We start from the raw sequence: 20,599 nt of genomic DNA on the forward strand, positions 1-20,599 counted from the left end.
GCCTAGAATTCCCGCCCATGGCAACGAAACCGAGCAATTCCTCGTACGGCGAGGCGTCCATCCGCGTCCTCAAGGGGCTGGAGCCCGTCAAGCAGCGGCCGGGCATGTACACCCGCACCGACAACCCGCTGCACATCATTCAGGAAGTGATCGACAACGCGGCCGACGAAGCGCTGGCCCAGCACGGCAAGCGCATCGACGTCACGCTGCACATCGACGGCTCGGTCAGCGTCCAGGACGACGGCCGCGGCATTCCGTTCGGCCTGCACCCCGAAGAGAAGGTGCCCGTCGTCGAGATCGTCTTCACCCGGCTGCACGCCGGCGGCAAGTTCGACAAGGGCTCGGGCGGCGCCTACAGCTTCTCCGGCGGCCTGCACGGCGTGGGCGTCAGCGTGACCAATGCGCTGTGCAAGCGCCTGGAGGTAAGCGTCTGGCGCGAGGGCCAGGTCGCCACGCTCGCCTTCTCGGGTGGCGACGTCATCGAACCGCTGGCCACCCGCAAGGGGACCTCGGGCGACCGCCGCAGCGGCACCACGGTGCGCGCCTGGCCGGATGCCCGCTACTTCGAGACGGTCGAGTTCCCGCGCCACGAACTGACCCACCTGCTGCGCAGCAAGGCCGTGCTGATGCCGGGCGTGAGCGTGTCGCTCACGGTGGAGAAGTCGGGCGACGTCACCACCTGGCTCTACAAGGGCGGCCTGCGCGACTACCTGTCGCAAACGCTGACGGCCGACCCCGTCATCCCGCTGTTCGAGGGCGAGCACTACGCGGACAAGGGCGAAACCGAGAACTTCGCCGAAGGCGAGGGCGCCGCCTGGTGCGTGGCTTTCACCGAAGACGGCTCGCCCATGCGCGAGAGCTACGTGAACCTGATCCCGACGGTGAACGGCGGCACGCACGAGTCCGGGCTCAAGGACGGCCTGTTCGGCGCGGTGAAGGGCTTCATCGACCTGCACAGCCTGCTGCCCAAGGGCGTGAAACTGATGCCCGAGGACGTCTTCTCCCGGGCGAGCTTCGTGCTCAGCGCCAAGGTCCTCGACCCGCAGTTCCAGGGCCAGATCAAGGAGCGTCTCAACAGCCGCGACGCGCTTCGCCTGGTGTCCACCTATGTGAAGCCGGCGATGGAGCTGTGGCTGAACCAGCATGTGGACCTCGGCAAGAAGCTCGCCGAACTCGTCATTCGCCAGGCGCAGACCCGCCAGCGTGCCAGCCAGAAGGTGGAGAAGCGCAAGGGGTCGGGCGTGGCGGTGCTGCCCGGCAAGCTCACCGATTGCGAAAGCCGCGACCTGAACCTCAACGAGCTCTTCCTCGTCGAGGGTGACTCGGCCGGTGGCAGCGCCAAGATGGGCCGCAACAAGGAAACGCAGGCCATCCTGCCGTTGCGGGGCAAGGTGCTCAACGCCTGGGAGGTCGAGCGCGACCGGCTCTTCGCCAACAACGAGATCCACGACATCTCGGTGGCCATCGGCATCGATCCCCACGGCCCCAACGACGCGCCCGACATGAGCGGACTGCGCTACGGCAAGGTCTGCATCCTGAGCGATGCCGACGTCGACGGCTCTCACATCCAGGTGCTGTTGCTGACGCTGTTCTTCCGGCATTTTCCGAAGCTCGTGGAGACCGGCCACCTCTACATCGCCAAGCCGCCGCTGTTCCGCGTCGATGCCCCGGCCCGGGGCAAGAAGCCGGCGGCCAAGATCTATGCGCTCGACGAAGGCGAACTCGCGGCCACGCTGGACAAGCTGCGCAAGGAAGGCGCGCGCGAGAACGCCTGGAGCATCGGGCGCTTCAAGGGCCTCGGCGAGATGAACGCCGAGCAGCTCTGGGAGACCACGCTCAACCCCGACACCCGCCGCCTGCTGCAGGTGGGCTTCGGCGCGCTCGACTTCACGGCCACCGTCGACTCGCTCACCAAGCTGATGGGCAAGGGCGAGGCGCAGGCCCGCCGCGACCTGATGGAACTGCACGGCAACGACGTGGAGCTCGACGTCTGAGCGTGCCCGCCGATGAGCAAGGCCCCCGTCACCCGACCGCTGATCCACTCCGGCGCACGCTACACGGTGGAGCTCGCCCGCTGCATCCTGTTCGGGGTGCTGCTCAGTGCCGCGTCGGCGACGGCCTTCTTTCTGCTGGCGACCCGTGGCGGCGCCGTGCACCGCAGCCTCGTGCTGCTGTTGTCGGCGCTCGTGTTCCCGTTGCTCTATGCGCTGGCCGGCCACCAGCGCGGCGTCGGACGGGCCCTGGCGTCGCTCACCCGGTCGCATGGCGGCTTGCTCTACGACCACACGCTCGGGCGCTTCTTCGAGACGGTGGAAGCCCGTCGTCCCGGGGCCTTCGCTGCCGCCATGGCGTCGCCGACCCGGCTGGTGCAGCAGTTCCGGCTCTACCTGCACGAGCAGCCTGCCATGCCGCGGCCCGTGCGGCGCGTCGCCGTGCGCTACGTGAGTCGTTTGGTGCAGCGGCTTGGCGAGAGCGGCCTTCCTGCCGACCAACTCCTGGAAGATGGCCGGGTGAATCCGGCGGCCCTGCGCCACTGGGCCATCCAGCGCATGCACGACCAGTTCCTGCCGTCGTGGCAAGGCTTCGGCCTGGTGTGCGGCCTGCAGCTCATGGCCACCGCGGCCCTGGTGTGGGCGTCCCGATGATCCGGTGGTCGGCTTGCCTCGTGGCCCTGGCGGGCCTGCTGCCCGCGGCGGTCCGCGCCGAGGTGTGGGGCTTCGTCGACGGGGCGGGCGTCGCGCATGTCGCTGCCACGCAGGTGGATGCACGCTACCGCCTGCTGCTGGGCGACGCGGCGCCCGCTGCCGCCCAGCGGGTGCCCGGCAAGACCGACACCGCGGCGTCGCTGGTCACCTGGCTGGAGTACGCGCCGGAGGTCAAGGCGCTGCAACCGGTGCTGCGTGAAGCGGCCCGCGTGCATGGCGTCGACATCGAACTCCTCAAGGCGGTGATCGCCGTCGAGTCGGCCTTCGATGCAGCCGCCGTGTCGCCCCGAGGGGCGGTCGGCCTCATGCAGATCATGCCCTTGTCGGCCGAGTTGCCACACCACCGCCTGCTGGACCCGCGCACGAACATCCTCGCGGGCGCCCGCCTCCTCGCCCGGCTCATCCGCCGCCACGAGGGCATCGACGTGGCACTCGCGGCCTGGAATGCCGGCGAAGGCACGGTGCGCCGCCATGGCGGCAAGATGCCGCCCCTGCCCGAGACACGGGCCCACGTGCACCAGGTGCTCGAACTCTACTGGGCCCTGCTGCAGGCCCGGCCCCCCGCACCACGGACGCCGCTGCGCGTCCATCCGAATCCCTGAGAAGCCTCACGATGAACGAAGACCGAAGCGAGACCGGTGACAACGTCACCCTGGCCCACTATGCCGAGCGCGCCTACCTCGAGTACGCCCTCAGCGTCGTCAAGGGCCGCGCGCTGCCGGACGTGTGCGACGGCCAGAAGCCGGTGCAGCGCCGCATCCTCTATTCCATGCAGCGCATGGGCCTGTCCTTCACCACCCCGGGCGGCCCCAAGGCGGTGAAGAGCGCGCGCGTGGTCGGCGACGTGCTCGGCAAGTACCACCCGCACGGCGACCAGTCCGCCTACGACGCCATGGTGCGCATGGCGCAGGACTTCTCGCTGCGCTACCCGCTGGTCGACGGCCAGGGCAACTTCGGCTCGCGCGACGGCGATGGCGCCGCGGCCATGCGCTACACCGAGGCGCGGCTGGCGCCCATCACCCGCTTGCTGCTCGATGAGATCGACGAAGGCACTGTCGACTTCATCCCCAACTACGACGGCGAGTTCGAGGAACCGCGCCAGCTGCCGGCCCGCCTGCCGTTCGTGTTGTTGAACGGGGCGAGCGGCATCGCGGTGGGCCTGGCGACCGAGATCCCGTCGCACAACCTGCGCGAGGTGGCGGCGGCAGCCGTCGCCATCATCCGCAACGACCGGCTGAGCGACGACGAACTGGCCAGCCACATCCTCGGCCCCGACTACGCGGGGGGCGGGCAGATCATCAGCAGCCCGGAAGAGATCCGCGCCGCCTATGCCACCGGCCGCGGCAACCTCAAGGTGCGGGCGCGCTGGAAGATCGAGGAGCTCGCGCGGGGCCAGTGGCAACTGGTCGTCACCGAGCTGCCCCCGGGTACGAGCAGCCAGAAGGTCTTGGAGGAGATCGAGGAGCTCACCAACCCGAAGATCAAGGCCGGCAAGAAGACGCTCTCGCCCGAGCAGACCCAGCTCAAGGTGACGGTGCTGTCGGTGCTCGACACCGTGCGCGACGAATCCAGCAAGGATGCGCCGGTGCGTCTCGTGTTCGAGCCGAAGACGAGCCGTATCGAACAGGCCGAGCTCATCACCACCTTGCTCGCCCACACGAGCCTGGAGAACTCGGCCCCGATCAACCTCACCATGATCGGCTCCGACGGGCGGCCCACGCAGAAGACGCTGCGCCAGGTGCTGACCGAATGGGTGGTGTTCCGCGCCGAGACCGTGCAACGCCGCAGCCAGTTCCGGCTCGACAAGGTGCTCGAGCGCATCCACGTGCTGGAAGGCCGGCAGCTGGTGCTGCTCAACATCGATGAGGTGATCCGCATCATCCGCCAGGCCGACGAGCCGAAGGCCGCGCTCATCGAACGCTTCAAGCTCAGCGAACGGCAGGCCGAGGACATCCTCGAGATCCGGTTGCGCCAGCTCGCGCGGTTGGAGGCGATCAAGATCGAGCAGGAGTTGAGCAATCTCCGCACCGAGCAGTCGCGCCTGGAAGACATCCTCAACAATCCCGGCTCCCTCAAGCGCACGGTCATCAAGGAAATCGAGGCCGATGCCAAGCAGCACGGCGACGACCGCCGCACCCTCATCCAGGCCGACAAGCGCGCCGTGGCCGAGGTGAAGGTCATCGATGAACCGGTCACGGTGGTGGTCAGCCTCAAGGGATGGGTGAGGGCGCTCAAGGGCCACGAGATCGAGGTCGGCGGCCTCGGCTTCAAGGCGGGCGATGGCCTGTATGGTGTGTTCCCGTGCCGCAGCGTCGACACGCTGCTGGTCTTCGGCAGCAACGGGCGCGTCTACTCCACGCCGGTGGGCGGACTGCCCGGCGGCCGGGGCGACGGCCAGCCGATCACCACGCTGGTCGAACTCGAGTCCGGCACCCAGCCGCTGCACTACTTCGCGGCGAGCAACGACACCATGCTGCTGCTGGCCAACACCGGCGGCTTCGGCCTGCTCGCCAACGTCGGCGACCTGACCAGCCGGCAGAAGGGCGGCAAGTCCTTCCTCAGCCTCGAGGCCGGCGAGAAGGTGCTGCCGCCGGTGCCCCTGGCTGCCGGCCACAGCCAGGTCGCCTGCCTCAGCCTCGGCGGCCGGCTCCTGGTGTTCGCCCTGTCTGAGCTCAAACACCAACCCAAGGGCGGCCGCGGTCTCACCCTGATGGACGTGGATGCCAAGGACCCGCTGGTCTCGGTGGCCACCTGCGCCAACGGACTCAAGGTGCTTGGCACCGGCCGGGGCGGCAAGGCCAAGGAGGAGTCGCTGGGTCCGACGGCGCTGGCCGGCCACGTCGGCAAGCGGGCGCGCAAGGGCAAGGCGGTCGACGGCATCAAGGCGACGCGGGTGCTGCCGACCTGATGTGCTGCCGACCTGATCGGCCGGGTCGGCGCCGCCGCGATCGTTAACACCCCGGATGGCGGGGGCGGGCCAAGTTCGCTAGGATGATCGGCTCGCCCCGGAGCCGACCATTCAGACCCCGCCCACCGAACCCGCCCCGCGCGCCGCCTTGGCCTCGCCCTGGGCGCCGCTGTCGCAGCCCGTGTTCCGAATGCTGTGGAGCGTCTGGCTGACGGCCAACATCTGCATGTGGATGAACGACGTGGCGGCAGCGTGGATGATGACCTCGCTGACCACCTCCCCGGTGATGGTGGCCCTGGTGCAGTCGGCATCGACCCTGCCGGTGTTCCTGCTTGGCCTGCCGAGCGGCGCGCTGGCCGACATCCTCGACCGGCGCCGCTACTTCATCGTCACCCAGTTCTGGGTGGCGGCCGTCGGCACCTTGCTGTACTTCGTGACGGTGAGCGACGGCATCAGCCCGGGCCTGCTGCTCGCGCTGACCTTCGCCAACGGCATCGGCCTCGCCATGCGATGGCCGGTGTTCGCGGCCATCATTCCCGAGCTGATCCCCCGCGCCCAGTTGCCCGCGGCGCTGGCCCTGAACGGCCTCGCCATGAACGCCTCGCGCATCTTCGGGCCCATCCTGGCCGGGGCATTGATCGCGACGGCCGGAAGCGCCTACGTGTTCGCCTTGAACGCGGCCCTCTCGGTGGCGGCCGGTTTCGTGATCATGCGCTGGAAGTCCGAGCCGCGGGTGAGCGCGCTGCCGGGCGAACGGTTCTGGGGAGCCATCCGCGTCGGGGTGCAGCACGTGCGTCAGTCCTCGCGCATGCACGGGCTGCTGCTGCGCATTGCCGTCTTCTTCGTGCAGGCGGTGGGCCTCACGTCGCTGCTGCCCTTGATCGCACGCAGCCTCCCGGGCGGCGACGCCGGCACCTTCACCTTGCTGCTGGCCTCCATGGGCTGCGGCGCCGTCGTGGCCGCGGCCAACATGCCGAGGGTGCGCCAGCACCTCGACGGCGACCGCCTGGTGCGGGTCGGCACGCTGGTGCAGGCCGTGGCCACGGCGGTCGTCGCCTTCGCGCCCAACGTCTATGTCGCCGCGCCGGCCATGGTGGTGGCGGGCATGGCGGTCATCTCGGTGGCCAACACGCTCGTGGTCTCGGCCCAGTTGGCACTGCCGAACTGGGTCCGGGCGCGCGGCATGTCCATCTACCAGATGAGCCTGATGGGCGGCAGCGCCTTCGGCGCGGCCCTGTGGGGGCAACTGGCATCGTTCACCAGCCTGCGGGTCAGCCTGTGCGCGTCGGCCGTCGTCGGCGTGGCGGCAATGACCGCAGTGCGCCGCTTCAAGCCGGTGCCCGAGGGCGTCGAGGAAGACATGACGCTGCTGGCCGCCTGGAAGCCGCCCGTGATGACCGTCGAACCGGGTGCCGGCCCGGTGCTCACGACCATCGAATACCGCATCGACCCGGTGCGGGCGCCCGAGTTCAGGGAGGTCATGCGCGCGACGCGGCGCAGCCGCCTGCGGCAAGGGGCCTTGTCCTGTGAGCTGTTCAGTGACCCGACGGTACCCGGCCGCTACATCGAGTACATGATCGACGAGTCGTGGGTGGAGCACCTGCGGCGCTTCGACCGCGTGACGGCCCACGACGTGGCCCTGCGGGAGCAGCGCCTGGCACTGCACGTCGGCGACGGGCCGCCCGTGGTGTCGCGCTGTCTCGCCGAGCCGCTGGACGCCTGATCCGCCGAGGCGGCGCCTGCTTCAGCCGTGCGGCATGTCCTCGAGCAGTGCCGCCGAGCGCCGCACCCCATCGAAGATGCTGCTCGCCACCTGCTCCGGAAAGCCGCGGGGCAGGCGAGCCGCCAGACGATCGATGGCCACAGGCGTGCGCTCGAGAATCTGACCGATGACACCCTCGGCATTCACCTGCGGAAAGCAGCGTGCCGCGGTGCTGCTGAAGTGCCGACGCTGGACGTCCTTCATCAGGTAGTGCCGGTGCCGGCCGAGCAGGGCCATGGCCAGCTTGGCCTTGTGCCAGGCGAACTGGTTGGGCCCTGTCCCTTCCACCGGCCAGATCGACATCACGTCGTAGAGCGGCGTCAGCGCATACCGCCCCTGCGGCAGCAGGCGGATGCTGAAGTTCTTCGCATGGCCGTCGGGGGCGGCCATCATCCAGAACAGCACCTGGCTGGCCAGCAGCGTGTGCGCGTCGCGTTCGGCCTGCACCGAGCCGCCAATGACACCGCCGAGCGCCGCGAGCCCCGGTCCGCCATCCGCCTCGTACTTGAGATGCGACGGAACGCCGCGCGCCTGGCAGAAGTCTTCCTGCGGCAGTCGCAACCACCACCCACCCGATGAATGGCGCTGTCGATCGAATCGCTCGACGGCCAGCACTTTCTGCCTGCCGAACCGCAGCAAGGCGGTCGCGGGCACCGGCAGGTCGAACTCGCCCAGCAGGTTCATGCACAGCCACTCGTTCTCCACTGACGTGCTGAAGTCGGCTCGCCTGTGGCCGACGAGGCCCAGGGGCAGCTTGAGGATGTGGGTGGTCGGCGTGGCGCCCTCGGGCCGCAGCCATTGGCCGTCATGCCACAGCAAGGCGGTCTTCTCCTGGGCGCCGGCAAGGGAGATGCGCAACTCATCCGGCGCGTCCGCGCCTTCGAGCGGACCCGCGCGGGTGGTCTGCTCCAGCATTCGCTCGATGTCGTCCTCTGACATCGCGGTGCCGGTCACGCGCCGGATGTCTCCCGGCGTTTCGTCGTCATCCAGCAGCTGGACGGCGCCCACGCAGTCACGCCCGACGGCACGCAGGAGGTCGAACGGATCCATCCCTTCCGTGCGGAAACGGGTCGCGACGCGCCGCCGGATGGCTTCGCTGTCCGGGAGGAGGTTGTCGAAGAAGTTCCGGACCCGTTCCCCGCGCAGGGCCAGCGAGCCGGTGTAGGGCAGGGAGAGGGAGAGAGGCCGGCCCTGGGGCGAGTCCATCCACGCGCGGTCGTAGGTGAATTCGGTATCGCCCCGCGTCGGCATTACCCAGGTCCCGACGCGCTCGCCATTCGTCCAGACGGACAGTGCACGAGCGTGGGAGCGGCGGCCCATCCGTCACCACTCCGGCGGTGCGCCGGCCGGCATACCTGGGGAGACACGGGACTGCACCTGGAGTTCGAGTCCCAGGGCGGAGACGAGGCCGAGCAGCTGTTCGAGGCTCAGCGAACGCGGGTCTTGCTCCAGCGCGGACAACCGGCTCTGGCTCAAGCCAATGCGCTGCCCGAGGGCAGCCTGCGAAAGACCGGACGCCTTGCGTGCCGCCCGCAGCACGGGACCGAACTGCTCGGGCAGGGAGAGGATCTGTTTCATGACGGGCGGTATGCGTGCCACGGGTATCCGCAGTTTACCCGTCATGCAAATAAAAGCAAAACAGCTGCCTGGCAGCTGAGTCCGCCGTGTGCGGATCCGCTTCCGTCCGGTTCAGCGAGATGACGTGGCGCGGGCCCGGCGGCGGCGCTTCGCCGGGGCGGTCAGCCGCCGAACCGGTCCAGCGGCTTGGCCGCCCATTCGTTGCCGACCTCGGCCTGGACCGAGCGCACCATCTCCTGGATCACGTCGTCGGGCACCAGCCCTTCGAAGCGCTCCGGAATCACCTGGTCCGCCAGGTAAGGGCCGCCGTCCATGAAAAGGTAGGCGCCGGATTCGTCGTGCGGCGTGGTGAGTTCGGGGTCTTCGTAGTGGGTGGAGAACCACCGCCACATGGCTGCCTTCTGCAACGTCGGTTCGGCCGTGGAGAGCCAGTCGGGGTTCGGGTCGAAGCGCGGCTTGTCGATGTCGCCTGCCTCCGGCGGCAGGTAGACGAGTTGGCCGTCGGTGATGTTGTCGCTCGCGGTGAGTGTCATGTCGGGCTCCATCAGGATGGGGCGCCGCGTCCCGGGCGCCGTCCTCCCTTTATGCCGCCACGAACGGCACGGGGCTGTAGGACGACGGCGGTATCGACTGTGGTCGCTGCGCGAGGGGCTTCAACCGGTGCGCCAGCCGACCGGCGGCCCGCCGCTTCCCGCTTCGCCGAGTCGCTCGAACTCGGAAATCACCTGGGCGCCGAGGAGCAGCAGTCCGGCGCCGAACTCCAGGGTGAGCAACACCACGATCGCCGTCGTGAGCGATCCATAGACGAGGTTGACCTGCGACAGCGTCGAGAAGTACCAGAGCAGCGCGTGGCGGGTGATTTCCCACAGTACGGCGGCCGTCAGGCCGCCCGCCAGGGCATGGCTGAGTCGCAACCGGCCCACCGGCATGACGAGGTAGATCGAGGTCAGCACCGCCACCTCGCCCGCGAACCCCAGCAGGTAGAGCAGCACCCCGGAGACACCCCCCAGTGACCATTCCCTGCCCAGGAACCACAGGCTTTCGCTGCCCAGCACCTGGAAGGCGCCCGCCACCAGCGTCACCAGCAGCAACCCGACGCCCAGGCTGAGGATGTAGCAGTACGGCAGCACGGCCGAGACGAGGAAGTGCCGCCGCCGGATCGCCACCCGGTGGTGGAAGATGACCGACATCGCGTTCTCCAGCACGGTGAAGGCCAGGGAGCTGAAGAAGAGCATCGTGACCAGCAGCACCCAGCCCATGAGGTCTCGGTGGGTGAGAAAACTCGCCAGTTCGCCGACGATGGCCTCCGACTGGCCGGGAACGATCCATGCCAGGTAGCGCGTGAGGGTTTCCAGCAACTCCGATTGCTCGATGAGGTGCGACAGCGCAATCACCGCCAGGATGAGCAGGGGCACGATGGACAGCAGGGCGTAGTAGGCCACGGCACCCGCCAGCAGCAGTCCCTGGTTGGCGCGGAATGCCCGCAGCACGCGCCAGGCGAAGGCAACCGGGTTCTTGAGTACCAGGGTCACCTGGCGGATGGGCAGCGGGGCAGGTGAGGGCGGCATGGAATGGAGGCACCGCGGCGGGCGGAGCGCGCCTCAGTGTGCCGCAATCGAGTGGCTCGCGACCCGCGCGCGGTGCTCGGCCCGTCGTCCGGTGCAGGAAAGCTGCGCAGGCCGAAGCGGCTGTGTAAGATCAACTGTCGTCGCAAGACGCCGAGGAGCAGGATCGTGGTCGAGAAGTTGTTGGCAGGGATCGTGTTGGCCGTGTGCGTGGTGATGCTGGTGCGTCTGGGGCTGGGCGTGCGTGCGCGCATGCGCTTCGACGACGCCGTCCGGACCGTGGCGCGCTCGCCCATCATGCTGGTGCACCGCATTCGGGCCGCGCGGGGCGCGGCCGAGGCCATTCGCCGGGCCAAGTCGGCCGGCGAATGGGAAGGCAACGTCTACACCCCGAAGTCGTTCAGCAAGCGGCCGCGCAAGCCGCACTGAGGCCGCCTCAGCGCTTGCGCGACGCGGCGGTGGCGCGGCCTGACCGCTTGGCCGCAGCAGGCGCGGCGCTGCGCGCCCGTCGCGGTGCAGGGGCTGCCGCCGCCATGGCCTCCGGCTCGTCTTCCTCGTCGGCGGCGTCGTCATCCGGTGCTGATTCGTCCTCGTCGGCCTGCTCGGCCGCTTCGTCCGCATCCTCGCCGGCCTGCACGCGCGCGGCACCGTTGAGGCCCGAGGCGGGTGTCGTGTCGGGCTGCTCGGGGGCTTCCACCTCGCCGGGGTGTTGCGGCAGCGGCAGGGCCGCGAGCCAGAAGGTCCACCAGGCCCGGCTTGCGCTGAGCAGGCTGTCCCACGCGTGGGACTGCATGGCCATCGCGTGTTCGCTGGACCACGCGGTGGGCGGGCGCTGCGCATCGTCAGCCGCGGGCTTGTCTCCGCGAGGCGGCACCCAGAGGGAATTCCAATGCCACATGCTGGCTCCTCTGCCGGTTGGCGGCGCCGACGGCACCGACTGCGCGCAAGTTAGCGCAGCGCGCCCGGCCGGTCAACGCCGGGCGATCAATGCCCCTCAATTGCGCCGGGACCGACCCACCACCGCAACGGCTGTCACACCGAGCAGCACGTACATGGCGAGGCTCCAATAGGCGAACGGCACGCCGAAGACCGACACCGATGCCTCGGCGCAGCTGGCCGTGGCGCTGAAGACGGAGGGGAGCAGGGAGTCCAGCTGGAAGGCACCGACGACCTTGTCGGCGAACGTGAGATTGCAGGAATTCGTCTGCGCGGCGACGTTGTGCTGGTAGACGGCCGAGGCGATGCCCGAGACCGACAACAGGCCGGCCAGCGAGGCGAGCCCGACGCGCGGCGTGCGCGACGTCACGAGCGCGGCCACGACGCTCACGACGGCGATGACCACGAAGATGAGCCGCTGCAGCACGCACCAGGGACACGGCGGCATGTCGAACACGTACTGGGCCAGCAGCGCCAGGCCAAGCGCCAGCAGGCAGGCGCCGGCCATCGCCCACAGCAGGAGGGTGGTGTGACGCCCCGTGCGGGGTGCGGGTGCGCTCACGGTCAGGCCACCTCGGCCACGAGGTCGATCTCCACGCACGCGCCCATTGGAATCTGCGCGACGCCGAAAGCGCTGCGGGCATGGGCACCCTTGTCACCGAAGACCTCGGCAAGCAGGTCGGAGCAGCCGTTCGTCACCAGGTGCTGCTCGGTGAACGAAGGGGTGCAGTTCACGAGGCTCATCACCTTCACGATGCGGGTGATGCGGTCCAGGCTGCCCACTGCGGCATGCAGGGTGCCCAGCAGGTCGATGGCGACCGCGCGCGCGGCGTCACGTCCTTCGGCAGTGCTCAGGTCACCGCCGAGCTGGCCCACCCAGGGTTTGCCGTCGCGCTTGGCGATGTGGCCCGACAGGAACACGAGGTTGCCGGTGCGCACGAACGGCACATAGGCCGCGACCGGTACCGCGACGGGCGGCAGGCTGATGCCGAGGGAGTTGAGGCGGTCGTATACGGACATGATTCTGGAGGGAATGGGGCGAAGCGCAAATCCTACACTCCGGGCCCACCGGGCGGGTGAACCGGGAGGAGGGAACTTGTGGACCCAGGGGTCGGCGTGCGCCTGGCGGCGGCAGCGCTCGGGTGGCTGGGGGGCATCGCGGTCCAGCTCCAGAGCCAGTCGCTGGCGGCGCGATGGCAGGTCGCCGTCCTCGCCCTTGCGGCGATGGCGCTGCTGCTCAGGCCTCATGGTGCGTGGCGGGCATGGCGACTGGCGGTCGGGCTGGGCCTGCTCGGGTTTTCATGCGCCACGCTGCAGGCCGAGTGGCGGCTGGCCGAGGCCGTGCCCGGTGCGCTGGAAGGCGAAGACCTCCTCATCGAGGGCGTCGTGGCAACCCTGCCGCAGGCCACTCCCACCGGCGTGCGGTTCATCTTCGACGTCGAGCGGGCGCTTCACGACGGCCAGCCGGTGACCATTCCCCGTCGCGTGCTGCTCGCGCGGTACCAGCAGGCGGGCGCCGGCGCACACGGGGCAAGCCCTGCAGCACCTGTCCCGCAGTCACCCGACGGCGAGGTGTTTCGCGCCGGCGAACGGTGGCGACTTCCCGTGCGCCTCAGGCACCCCCACGGCAACAGCAACCCCTGGGGCTTCGACCATGAACTGCACCTGTTCGAGCAAGGCGTCCGTGCCACCGGGTCGGTCCAGGCCGGCCGCCGGACGGCAACTGCGGTGCGCCTCGATGACCGGGGAGACCGTCCGGTCGAACGCCTGCGCCAGCAGGTGCGCGATGCCATCCACCGCACCGTGCCCGAGCCCGGCCCGGCGGGCGTGCTGGCGGCGCTGTCCGTCGGAGACCAGTCGGCCATCGCCCGGGCCGACTGGCAGGTGTTCCGCGACGCAGGCGTGGCGCACCTCGTCAGCATCAGCGGCCTGCACGTCACCATGTTCGCCTGGCTGGCCGGGGCGGCGCTGCGCCGGGCCTGGGCGCACCACGCCCGCGCGAGCCTGTACCTGCCGGCGCCAACAGCCGGCTGGCTGGGCGGTGCGGCCGCCGCTGTCGCGTACGCTGTGTTTTCCGGGTGGGGCGTGCCGGCGCAGCGCACCGTGTGGATGCTGCTGGTGGTCACCGTGCTGCGTTGCTCCGGACGGCACTGGCCCTGGCCGCAGGTGCTGCTGCTGGCCGCATCGGTCGTGGCGCTGCTCGACCCTTGGGCGCTGCTCCAGCCGGGGTTCTGGCTGTCCTTCGTGGCGGTGGGCCTGCTGATGCTGTCGGGCTCACCGCAGCTGACCGCGGACAGCCCGCCTGCCGGCGCGTCGGGCTGGTTGCGAACGGCGCTTCGCTCCCAGCTCGTGGCGACGGTCGGGCTCACTCCGCTGACCCTGGTGTTCTTCCAGCAGGTCTCACTGGTCGGTTTCGCGGCCAACCTGCTGGCCATCCCGCTGGTCACGCTGGTCATCACGCCGCTGGCCTTGCTGGGCGTGGCATGGGCACCGCTGTGGACGCTGGGGGCGTGGGTCACCAGTCACGGCACGGCCGCCTTGGCCGTGCTCGCCCAGGCCCCGTGGGCGGTGTGGAGCGTCGCGGTCGCGCCGGCCTGGGCGCAGTGGGCCGCGCTGGCGGGCGCAGCCCTCGTGGTGGCGCCACTGCCCTGGCGCCTGAGGTGGCTGGCCGCACCGCTCGTGCTGCCGCTGTGCGTGCCGCCGGTGGAGCGCCCTGCGTCGGGAGCCTTCGAGGTGCTTGCCGTGGATGTGGGGCAGGGCACCGCCGTGCTGGTGCGAACTCACCGCCACCTGCTGGTCTATGACGCGGGCCCTCAGTACTCGCCGTTCGCCAATGCTGGCGAACGGGTGCTCGTCCCGCTGCTGCGCGCCCGGGGCGAGCGGCGCATCCACCAGCTGATGCTGAGCCACCGCGACATCGATCACGTCGGAGGTGCGGAGGCACTCTTCGACGCCATGCCGGTCGACGCCCTGTTGTCATCCCTCGAGCCCGGCCACGCACTGCTCGGTCGGGCCGGGATGGATGACGCCTGCGAATGGGGGCAGGCGTGGGAATGGGATGGTGTGAGCTTCGAGGTGTTGCACCCGCCAGCGCGGGAGCTGGCCCGGCCCATCAAGCCGAACGCCAAATCCTGCGTGTTGCGGGTCAGTGCGGCGCAGGGCAGCCTCCTGCTCGCCGGCGACATCGAGCGGGCGCAGGAGGCGCGCCTCGTCGCCGCAGCCGTGCCCCTGGCCAGCGACGTGCTGCTGGTGCCTCATCACGGCAGTCGCACGTCTTCCACCTCGGCCTTCCTCGATGCCGTGCGCCCGTCGGTGGCCATCGTGCAGGCCGGCTACCGCAACCGATTCGGACACCCGGCCCCGGAGGTGCTGGCTCGCTATGCGGAGCGGGGCGTCCGGGTGATGGACAGTCCGGCTTGCGGTGCCTGGCAATGGCGCGGCCCGGCGCCGCCCGCGCAGGGGCAATGCCACCGGCCCGCAGTGCGCCGTTATTGGCACCACGCGCCGTCGCAGGGCTCGGCGGGATCGGCGAGAATCTCCCCATGAGCCCAACCGGATTTGTTCGACTCCTCCCTGCGCTGGGCGTGGGTCTGGCTGCCGGCCTGGGGGTGCTGTTGTGGTTGTGGCTGCGGTCGTCGGCGCGTCAGCGCGCCATGAGCCGCGAGACCCTCGAACGCGAGCGGCGCCGTGCCCAGGCCGCGCGCTGGTGGCACCAGAACACCCTGACCACCATCCCGCACTCCCGCTTCTTCGACTCTGCATTCGACGACGGTTCCGGCCTGCGCGGCGCGCCTACGCGCCCGCCATCGGCCGGTTGAGGCTTCGCTGCCGGGCGCGTGGCACGGGGCCGGGCGCCCGTCGCTGTGCAGGGCGGGCGCCCGCGGCAACGCGTGCCATCCATGCTCCGGAGGCGAGGGCGAGCGCCTGACCCTGCGGCCGTCAAACGCCCGGCACGACGATACTGCACGCGCCCGGGGCGCCGTGCGCACAAGGGTGGTACACAGGAACCTGCAGGCCCGCGAGACAATGCACCGCAGCGCCCGTTCGGGCGCCCATGCCAACCGGCGGTGCGCGCGACGTCGGTTTCACGCACCACGCCGGTGTGCGAGTGGCCTGCATATTGCTAACTGTGTCCTCGAGGAGAGATTGCGAATGCCGATGAGCTTTGACGAGATGCATGCGGGGCCGCAGGCGGTGCGCGAGCAGTACCGCACCTACGATCGCTGGCTGGCGCAGCAGCCTGGCGACGTGATGCGCTCGCGCCGCGAGGAAGCCGAGATGATCTTCCGCCGCGTCGGCATCACCTTCGCCGTCTACGGCAGCAAGGACGAAGACAACAGCGGCACCGAGCGCCTCATTCCCTTCGACCTGATTCCCCGGGTGATCCCCGCCCACGAATGGGCCGAGATCGAACGCGGCCTGATCCAGCGGGTGACAGCGCTCAATCGCTTCATCCACGACGTCTACCACGCGCAGGACATCATTCGCGCCGGCATCGTGCCTGGCGAGCAGGTGTTCCGCAACGCGCAGTTCCGGCCCGAGATGATGGGCGTGGACGTTCCGGGCCGCGTCTACTCCCACATCAGCGGCATCGACATCGTGCGGGCCGCCGAAGCGGACGGCAGCGGCACCTACTACGTGCTCGAAGACAACCTGCGCGTGCCGAGCGGCGTGAGCTACATGCTCGAGAACCGCAAGATGATGATGCGGCTCTTCCCCGAGCTCTTCAGCCAGCACCGCGTCGCCCCGGTGGCGCACTATCCGGACCTGCTGCTCGACACGCTGCGTGGCGTCGCGCCATCGGCCGTCAACGAACCGACCGTGGTCGTGCTGACGCCCGGCATGCACAACAGCGCCTATTTCGAGCACGCCTTCCTGGCGCAGCAGATGGGCGTCGAACTCGTCGAGGGCCAGGACCTCTTCGTGCGTGACAACTTCGTCTACATGCGCACCACCCGCGGCCCGCGCCGGGTCGACGTGATCTACCGCCGCATCGACGACGATTTCCTCGATCCGCTGGCGTTTCGCCCCGACAGCACCCTGGGTTGCCCGGGTTTGCTGAGCGTCTACCGCGCCGGCAACGTGACCCTGTCGAACGCCATCGGCACCGGCATCGCCGACGACAAGTCCATCTACCCCTACGTGCCGAAGATGATCGAGTTCTACCTCGGCGAGAAACCCATTCTGCGCAACGTGCCCACGTACCAGTGCCGTGAGGAAGACGACTTGCGCTACGTGCTCGACCACCTCGACGAGCTGGTCGTCAAGGAGGTGCACGGTGCCGGTGGCTACGGCATGCTGGTCGGCCCGGCCGCCACGCGTGACGAACTCGCGGAATTCCGCAAGGTCCTCGTGGCCAATGCCGCCGGCTACATCGCCCAGCCGACGCTCGCGCTCTCGACCTGCCCGACCTTCGTCGACAACGGCATGGCCCCGCGCCACATCGACCTTCGGCCTTTCGTGCTGAGCGGCAAGACGGTGCAGATGGTGCCGGGCGGGCTGACCCGCGTGGCGCTGAAGGAGGGATCGCTCGTCGTCAACTCGTCGCAGGGTGGCGGAACCAAGGACACCTGGGTGCTGGAGGCCTGAACATGCTGTCGAGAACCGCCGATCACTTGTACTGGATGGCCCGCTACATGGAGCGGGCCGAGAACACCGCCCGCATGCTCGACGTCAACTACCAGACGTCGCTGTTGCCGCAATCGGCCGCTGCCGCCGAGAACGGCTGGAAGGGCCTGCTGAGCATCTCCGAGCTGACCGAGGACTACACCGCCCGCTACGGCGCCGTGACGGACCGCAAGATCATGGACTACATGGTCGGCGACGCTCGCAATCCGTCCAGCATCTCGAGTTGCCTGATGGCGGCCCGCGAGAACGCGCGTGCGGTGCGGGGCGCGCTCACGACCGAAGTCTGGGAAACACAGAATCAGACCTGGCTCGAGTTCCAGCGCATGCTGCGTGACGGCGCCTTCCAGAAGGACCCCGGCGAGAGCTTCGAATGGGTGAAGTTCCGATCGCACCTGTCACGCGGCGTGACCGTGGGCACGATGCTGCAGGACGAGGCCTTCCACTTCCTGCGCATGGGCAGCTTCCTCGAGCGCGCCGACAACACGGCCCGCATGCTGGACGTGAAGTTCCATGCGGTGGAGAGCGAGTTCTTCGGCACGGCCGGTCTCGGCGCCGCGGCCAGCGGCAAGGACCAGGAGTACGACTTCTATCACTGGTCGGCCATCCTGCGGTCCGTCTCCGGGTTCGAGGTCTACCGCAAGGCCTACAGCAACGTGATCCGGCCCGAGAAGGTGGCCGAGCTGCTCATCCTCCGGTCGGACATGCCGCGGTCTCTGGCGGCCTGCATGGACGAGGTGGTGTCGAACCTGAAGCACGTGGCGAACGAGCAGTCGGGCGACACGCTGCGCCTGGCAGGGCGCTTGCAGGCCGACCTGAAGTTCGGTCGCATCGACGAGATCCTCTCGACCGGCCTGCACGCCTTCCTCACCCAGTTCCTCGACCGGGTGGGCACGCTCGGCGTCGGCATCAGTCGGGATTTCCTCGTGCCCATGGCGGCCTGAACGACCCGGCATGAAGCTTCACATCGAGCACGTCACCCACTACGACTACAGCGCACCGCTCCAGTACGCGCTGCAGTCGTATTGCCTGACCCCTCAGAGCAGCGCCCACCAGACCGTGCACGACTGGGCCGTGACCGCGCCCGGCACCCTGTTCGCCGCGCGCGACGCCTACGGCAACCTCGCGCACACCTGCAGCATGACGGGCCGGCCGAGCGGGGGAGAGGTGCGGGCCAGCGGAACGGTGGAGACGCACGCACATCCGCTGCTCGTGGACGCGGTCACGCCGGTGGCGGTGTACCTTCGGCACACACCGCTCACCGCCCCTGACGAACGCCTGCACCGCCTGGGCGAGGCGTTCTTCCGCGCGGGCGGGGCCGGACTCGAGGCGAACGGGGCGCTCGGCCTCGCGCGGGCCATCGTCGAGTGCATTCCCTATCAGCCCCGCACGACCGGCGTGCACACCACCGCCGAGGAAGCGCTGGCGCAGGGCGCCGGCGTCTGCCAGGACCATGCGCATGTCTTCATCAGCGTCTGCCGCAGCCACGGCGTGGCGGCGCGCTATGTGAGCGGATATTTTCATGCGCCGGGCGCGCAGCACCTGGCCAGTCATGCGTGGGTCGACGTCTGTGTGGACCCAGCGCGTCACCGCTGGCTCAGCGTCGACGTCACGCATGCCTGCCTGATGGACGAACGGCATGTGCGGCTCGCCGTGGGCCCGGACTATGCAGCCTGCGCGCCCATCCGCGGCGTACGCGAAGGGGGCGGCGCCGAGTCGATGCATGTGCACATCGACATCCGCCAGGCCGCCGATCCGGTGGCGGTTTCAACGGTGACGTGAGGTCGGCGGCGGCGCCTGACGGGCCCCGGACGAGGCGGGGTGGGGGACCGGGAGCGGCCCGTGGCACGGCTCCCGGACGCGCCGACCGGCCTCAGGCCAGCGCGTTCTGCTCGATGCGCGCCTTCCAGAGCTTCGGACCGGTCTCATGCACCGACGTGCCTTCGGAGTCGACCGCCACGGTCACCGGCATGTCGGTGATCTGGAACTCGTAGATGGCTTCCATGCCCAGGTCCGCAAAGCCCACCACCTTGGCCTGCTGGATGGCTTTCGAGACCAGGTAGGCCGCACCGCCCACCGCCATCAGGTAGGCACTCTTGTGCTTCTTGATGGCTTCGATGCCGGCCGGGCCGCGCTCGGCCTTGCCGATCATGCCGATGAGGCCCGTCTTGTCGAGCATCATCTCGGTGAACTTGTCCATCCGCGTGGCGGTGGTGGGGCCGGCCGGGCCGACCACCTCGTCGCGCACCGGGTCGACCGGGCCGACGTAGTAGATGACGCGGTTGGTGAAGTCGACGGGGAGCTTCTCGCCCTGGGCGAGCATGTCCTGGATGCGCTTGTGCGCGGCGTCGCGCCCGGTGAGCATCTTGCCGCTCAGGAGCAGGGTGTCGCCCGGCTTCCAGCTGGCCACCTGCTCGCGGGTGAGCGTGTCGAGGTCGACCCGCTTGCTCTTGTTGTAGTCGGGCGCCCACTTGACGTCCGGCCACAGGTCGAGGCTCGGCGGCTCGAGGTAGGCGGGGCCGGAGCCGTCGAGCACGAAGTGCGCATGGCGCGTGGCCGCGCAGTTCGGGATCATCGCGACCGGCTTGCTGGCCGCGTGCGTCGGGTAGGTGGCGATCTTGACGTCGAGCACGGTCGTGAGGCCGCCCAGGCCCTGCGCGCCGATGCCCAGCGCGTTGATCTTGTCGCACAGCTCGATGCGCAGTTCCTCGACCTTGTTCTGCGGGCCGCGGGCCTTGAGCTCGTACATGTCGATGTCCTGCATCAGCGATTCCTTCGCAAGCAGCATCGCCTTCTCGGCCGTGCCGCCGATGCCGATGCCCAGCATGCCCGGCGGGCACCAGCCGGCGCCCATGGTGGGCACCGTCTTGAGCACCCAGTCGACCAGGCTGTCGCTCGGGTTCATCATGACGAACTTGCTCTTGTTCTCGCTGCCGCCGCCCTTGGCGGCGATCTGCACGTCCACCGTGTTGCCCGGCACGACGCTCATGTGCACCACCGCGGGGGTGTTGTCCTGGGTGTTCTTGCGCTCGAAGTGCGGGTCGGCCACGATGCTGGCGCGCAGCTTGTTTTCCGGGTCGAGGTAGCCGCGGCGAACGCCTTCGTTGACGGCGTCTTCGATGCTGCCGGGGAAGTCGGCAAAGCGCACGTCCATGCCGATCTTCAGGAACACGTTGACGATGCCGGTGTCCTGGCAGATGGGCCGGCGACCTTCGGCGCACATCTTCGAGTTGGTCAGGATCTGCGCGATCGCGTCCTTCGCCGCCGGGCTCTGCTCGAGCTCATAGGCGCGAGCCAGGTGCGTGATGTAGTCGGCGGGGTGGTAGTAGCTGATGTACTGCAGGGCTGCGGCGACGCTCTGGACGAGGTCGGCGTGGCGGATCGTGGTCGTCATGGCTCAGGACGGTTGGCAGATGATCCGCAATTATCACCCGTCCGCCCGGGCCTCCCGGCGCGGCAAACACGTAAGCGGTGCCGCATTGCACGCGAGGGCACTCGCTCGGCACGGGGTGCCCGGCCG

19 protein-coding genes are annotated in these 20,599 nt (G+C 69.3%); 11 read left to right on the forward strand and 8 right to left on the reverse strand.

From position 1 onward, the window contains the following. Positions 1-17: 17 nt before the first annotated feature. The 5 genes from ACSQ2F_RS06770 to ACSQ2F_RS06790 all read left to right on the forward strand — a co-directional run bounded on the left by ACSQ2F_RS06770 (position 18) and on the right by ACSQ2F_RS06790 (position 7,336). Positions 18-1,994 carry a DNA topoisomerase IV subunit B gene (locus ACSQ2F_RS06770; RefSeq protein ID WP_436021058.1) on the forward strand — a complete coding sequence of 659 codons (1,977 nt, stop codon included), beginning with the start codon at positions 18-20 and terminating at the stop codon, positions 1,992-1,994. A 12-nt stretch (positions 1,995-2,006) separates the two neighbouring features. Beyond that, positions 2,007-2,645, forward strand: coding sequence for a hypothetical protein (locus ACSQ2F_RS06775; RefSeq protein ID WP_436021060.1), 639 nt, complete (start codon positions 2,007-2,009; stop codon positions 2,643-2,645). Next, a complete protein-coding gene (locus ACSQ2F_RS06780) occupies positions 2,642-3,307 on the forward strand; it encodes a lytic transglycosylase domain-containing protein (protein WP_436021062.1) in 666 nt (221 codons plus the stop codon). Before ACSQ2F_RS06775 ends, ACSQ2F_RS06780 begins: the two co-directional genes overlap by 4 nt. A gap of 11 nt (positions 3,308-3,318) precedes the next feature. Next, positions 3,319-5,613: a DNA topoisomerase IV subunit A gene (parC, locus tag ACSQ2F_RS06785; RefSeq protein WP_436021064.1), complete on the forward strand. Its 2,295-nt coding sequence runs from the start codon at positions 3,319-3,321 to the stop codon at positions 5,611-5,613. Positions 5,614-5,722: 109 nt separating this feature from the next. Beyond that, positions 5,723-7,336 carry an MFS transporter gene (locus tag ACSQ2F_RS06790; protein ID WP_436026758.1) on the forward strand — a complete coding sequence of 538 codons (1,614 nt, stop codon included), beginning with the start codon at positions 5,723-5,725 and terminating at the stop codon, positions 7,334-7,336. Between the two features lie 21 nt (positions 7,337-7,357). Here ACSQ2F_RS06790 and ACSQ2F_RS06795 read toward each other — a convergent pair whose 3' ends face one another. The 4 genes from ACSQ2F_RS06795 to ACSQ2F_RS06810 form a co-directional block, all read right to left on the reverse strand. Next, positions 7,358-8,695, reverse strand: a complete 1,338-nt coding sequence (locus tag ACSQ2F_RS06795; RefSeq protein WP_436021066.1) for a type II toxin-antitoxin system HipA family toxin — start codon at positions 8,693-8,695, stop codon at positions 7,358-7,360. A gap of 3 nt (positions 8,696-8,698) precedes the next feature. Further along, positions 8,699-8,953, reverse strand: a complete 255-nt coding sequence (locus ACSQ2F_RS06800) for a helix-turn-helix domain-containing protein (protein ID WP_436021068.1) — start codon at positions 8,951-8,953, stop codon at positions 8,699-8,701. 161 nt (positions 8,954-9,114) lie between these two features. Beyond that, entirely contained in the window at positions 9,115-9,486 is a 372-nt protein-coding gene (locus ACSQ2F_RS06805; protein WP_436021070.1) for a hypothetical protein, read from the reverse strand. Between the two features lie 120 nt (positions 9,487-9,606). Then, positions 9,607-10,521: a YihY/virulence factor BrkB family protein gene (locus ACSQ2F_RS06810; RefSeq protein WP_436021072.1), complete on the reverse strand. Its 915-nt coding sequence runs from the start codon at positions 10,519-10,521 to the stop codon at positions 9,607-9,609. Positions 10,522-10,686: 165 nt separating this feature from the next. On the opposite strand from ACSQ2F_RS06810, the gene ACSQ2F_RS06815 reads away from it, so the two are divergent. Continuing rightward, entirely contained in the window at positions 10,687-10,947 is a 261-nt protein-coding gene (locus tag ACSQ2F_RS06815; protein WP_436021074.1) for a hypothetical protein, read from the forward strand. Positions 10,948-10,954: 7 nt separating this feature from the next. On the opposite strand, the gene ACSQ2F_RS06820 is transcribed toward ACSQ2F_RS06815, so the two are convergent. The 3 genes from ACSQ2F_RS06820 to ACSQ2F_RS06830 all read right to left on the reverse strand — a co-directional run bounded on the left by ACSQ2F_RS06820 (position 10,955) and on the right by ACSQ2F_RS06830 (position 12,474). After that, positions 10,955-11,416: a hypothetical protein gene (locus tag ACSQ2F_RS06820; RefSeq protein WP_436021076.1), complete on the reverse strand. Its 462-nt coding sequence runs from the start codon at positions 11,414-11,416 to the stop codon at positions 10,955-10,957. 96 nt (positions 11,417-11,512) lie between these two features. After that, on the reverse strand, positions 11,513-12,016 hold the full coding sequence (locus tag ACSQ2F_RS06825) for a disulfide bond formation protein B (protein ID WP_436021078.1): 504 nt from the start codon (positions 12,014-12,016) through the stop codon (positions 11,513-11,515). A gap of 2 nt (positions 12,017-12,018) precedes the next feature. Then, entirely contained in the window at positions 12,019-12,474 is a 456-nt protein-coding gene (locus ACSQ2F_RS06830; protein WP_436021080.1) for a RidA family protein, read from the reverse strand. A gap of 78 nt (positions 12,475-12,552) precedes the next feature. Between ACSQ2F_RS06830 and ACSQ2F_RS06835 the strand changes: the two genes are divergently transcribed. The 5 genes from ACSQ2F_RS06835 (at position 12,553) to ACSQ2F_RS06855 (ending at position 18,861) form a co-directional block, all read left to right on the forward strand. After that, the gene (locus tag ACSQ2F_RS06835; protein WP_436021082.1) at positions 12,553-15,000 is read left to right on the forward strand and encodes a DNA internalization-related competence protein ComEC/Rec2; all 2,448 of its coding nucleotides are present in this window, start codon (positions 12,553-12,555) and stop codon (positions 14,998-15,000) included. Continuing rightward, positions 14,997-15,272, forward strand: a complete 276-nt coding sequence (locus ACSQ2F_RS06840) for a hypothetical protein (protein WP_436021084.1) — start codon at positions 14,997-14,999, stop codon at positions 15,270-15,272. The genes ACSQ2F_RS06835 and ACSQ2F_RS06840 overlap by 4 nt, the downstream gene beginning before the upstream one ends. Before the next feature lie 334 nt (positions 15,273-15,606). Next, on the forward strand, positions 15,607-17,043 hold the full coding sequence (locus ACSQ2F_RS06845; protein WP_436021086.1) for a circularly permuted type 2 ATP-grasp protein: 1,437 nt from the start codon (positions 15,607-15,609) through the stop codon (positions 17,041-17,043). Positions 17,044-17,045: 2 nt separating this feature from the next. Continuing rightward, positions 17,046-18,023 (forward strand): alpha-E domain-containing protein, encoded by a 978-nt coding sequence (locus tag ACSQ2F_RS06850; RefSeq protein WP_436021088.1) that lies wholly within the window; start codon positions 17,046-17,048, stop codon positions 18,021-18,023. A 10-nt stretch (positions 18,024-18,033) separates the two neighbouring features. After that, a complete protein-coding gene (locus ACSQ2F_RS06855; RefSeq protein WP_436021090.1) occupies positions 18,034-18,861 on the forward strand; it encodes a transglutaminase family protein in 828 nt (275 codons plus the stop codon). A gap of 91 nt (positions 18,862-18,952) precedes the next feature. On the opposite strand, the gene ACSQ2F_RS06860 is transcribed toward ACSQ2F_RS06855, so the two are convergent. Further along, positions 18,953-20,473 (reverse strand): fumarate hydratase, encoded by a 1,521-nt coding sequence (locus ACSQ2F_RS06860; RefSeq protein WP_436021092.1) that lies wholly within the window; start codon positions 20,471-20,473, stop codon positions 18,953-18,955. Positions 20,474-20,599: the final 126 nt, after the last annotated feature.

This window comes from Rhizobacter sp. LjRoot28 (assembly GCF_964253025.1).
Classification (GTDB): Bacteria; Pseudomonadota; Gammaproteobacteria; order Burkholderiales; family Burkholderiaceae_C; genus Rhizobacter.

Excerpts from the sequence above, each read along its gene's own strand:
- ACSQ2F_RS06770 (WP_436021058.1), top strand. The coding sequence starts at position 18 with ATGGCAACGAAACCGAGCAATTCCTCGTACGGCGAGGCGTCCATCCGC.
- ACSQ2F_RS06775 (WP_436021060.1), top strand. The coding sequence starts at position 2,007 with ATGAGCAAGGCCCCCGTCACCCGACCGCTGATCCACTCCGGCGCACGC.
- ACSQ2F_RS06780 (WP_436021062.1), top strand. The coding sequence starts at position 2,642 with ATGATCCGGTGGTCGGCTTGCCTCGTGGCCCTGGCGGGCCTGCTGCCC.
- parC (WP_436021064.1), top strand. The coding sequence starts at position 3,319 with ATGAACGAAGACCGAAGCGAGACCGGTGACAACGTCACCCTGGCCCAC.
- ACSQ2F_RS06795 (WP_436021066.1), bottom strand. The coding sequence starts at position 8,695 with ATGGGCCGCCGCTCCCACGCTCGTGCACTGTCCGTCTGGACGAATGGC.
- ACSQ2F_RS06800 (WP_436021068.1), bottom strand. The coding sequence starts at position 8,953 with ATGAAACAGATCCTCTCCCTGCCCGAGCAGTTCGGTCCCGTGCTGCGG.
- ACSQ2F_RS06805 (WP_436021070.1), bottom strand. The coding sequence starts at position 9,486 with ATGACACTCACCGCGAGCGACAACATCACCGACGGCCAACTCGTCTAC.
- ACSQ2F_RS06810 (WP_436021072.1), bottom strand. The coding sequence starts at position 10,521 with ATGCCGCCCTCACCTGCCCCGCTGCCCATCCGCCAGGTGACCCTGGTA.
- ACSQ2F_RS06820 (WP_436021076.1), bottom strand. The coding sequence starts at position 11,416 with ATGTGGCATTGGAATTCCCTCTGGGTGCCGCCTCGCGGAGACAAGCCC.
- ACSQ2F_RS06830 (WP_436021080.1), bottom strand. The coding sequence starts at position 12,474 with ATGTCCGTATACGACCGCCTCAACTCCCTCGGCATCAGCCTGCCGCCC.
- ACSQ2F_RS06840 (WP_436021084.1), top strand. The coding sequence starts at position 14,997 with ATGAGCCCAACCGGATTTGTTCGACTCCTCCCTGCGCTGGGCGTGGGT.
- ACSQ2F_RS06845 (WP_436021086.1), top strand. The coding sequence starts at position 15,607 with ATGCCGATGAGCTTTGACGAGATGCATGCGGGGCCGCAGGCGGTGCGC.
- ACSQ2F_RS06850 (WP_436021088.1), top strand. The coding sequence starts at position 17,046 with ATGCTGTCGAGAACCGCCGATCACTTGTACTGGATGGCCCGCTACATG.
- ACSQ2F_RS06855 (WP_436021090.1), top strand. The coding sequence starts at position 18,034 with ATGAAGCTTCACATCGAGCACGTCACCCACTACGACTACAGCGCACCG.
- ACSQ2F_RS06860 (WP_436021092.1), bottom strand. The coding sequence starts at position 20,473 with ATGACGACCACGATCCGCCACGCCGACCTCGTCCAGAGCGTCGCCGCA.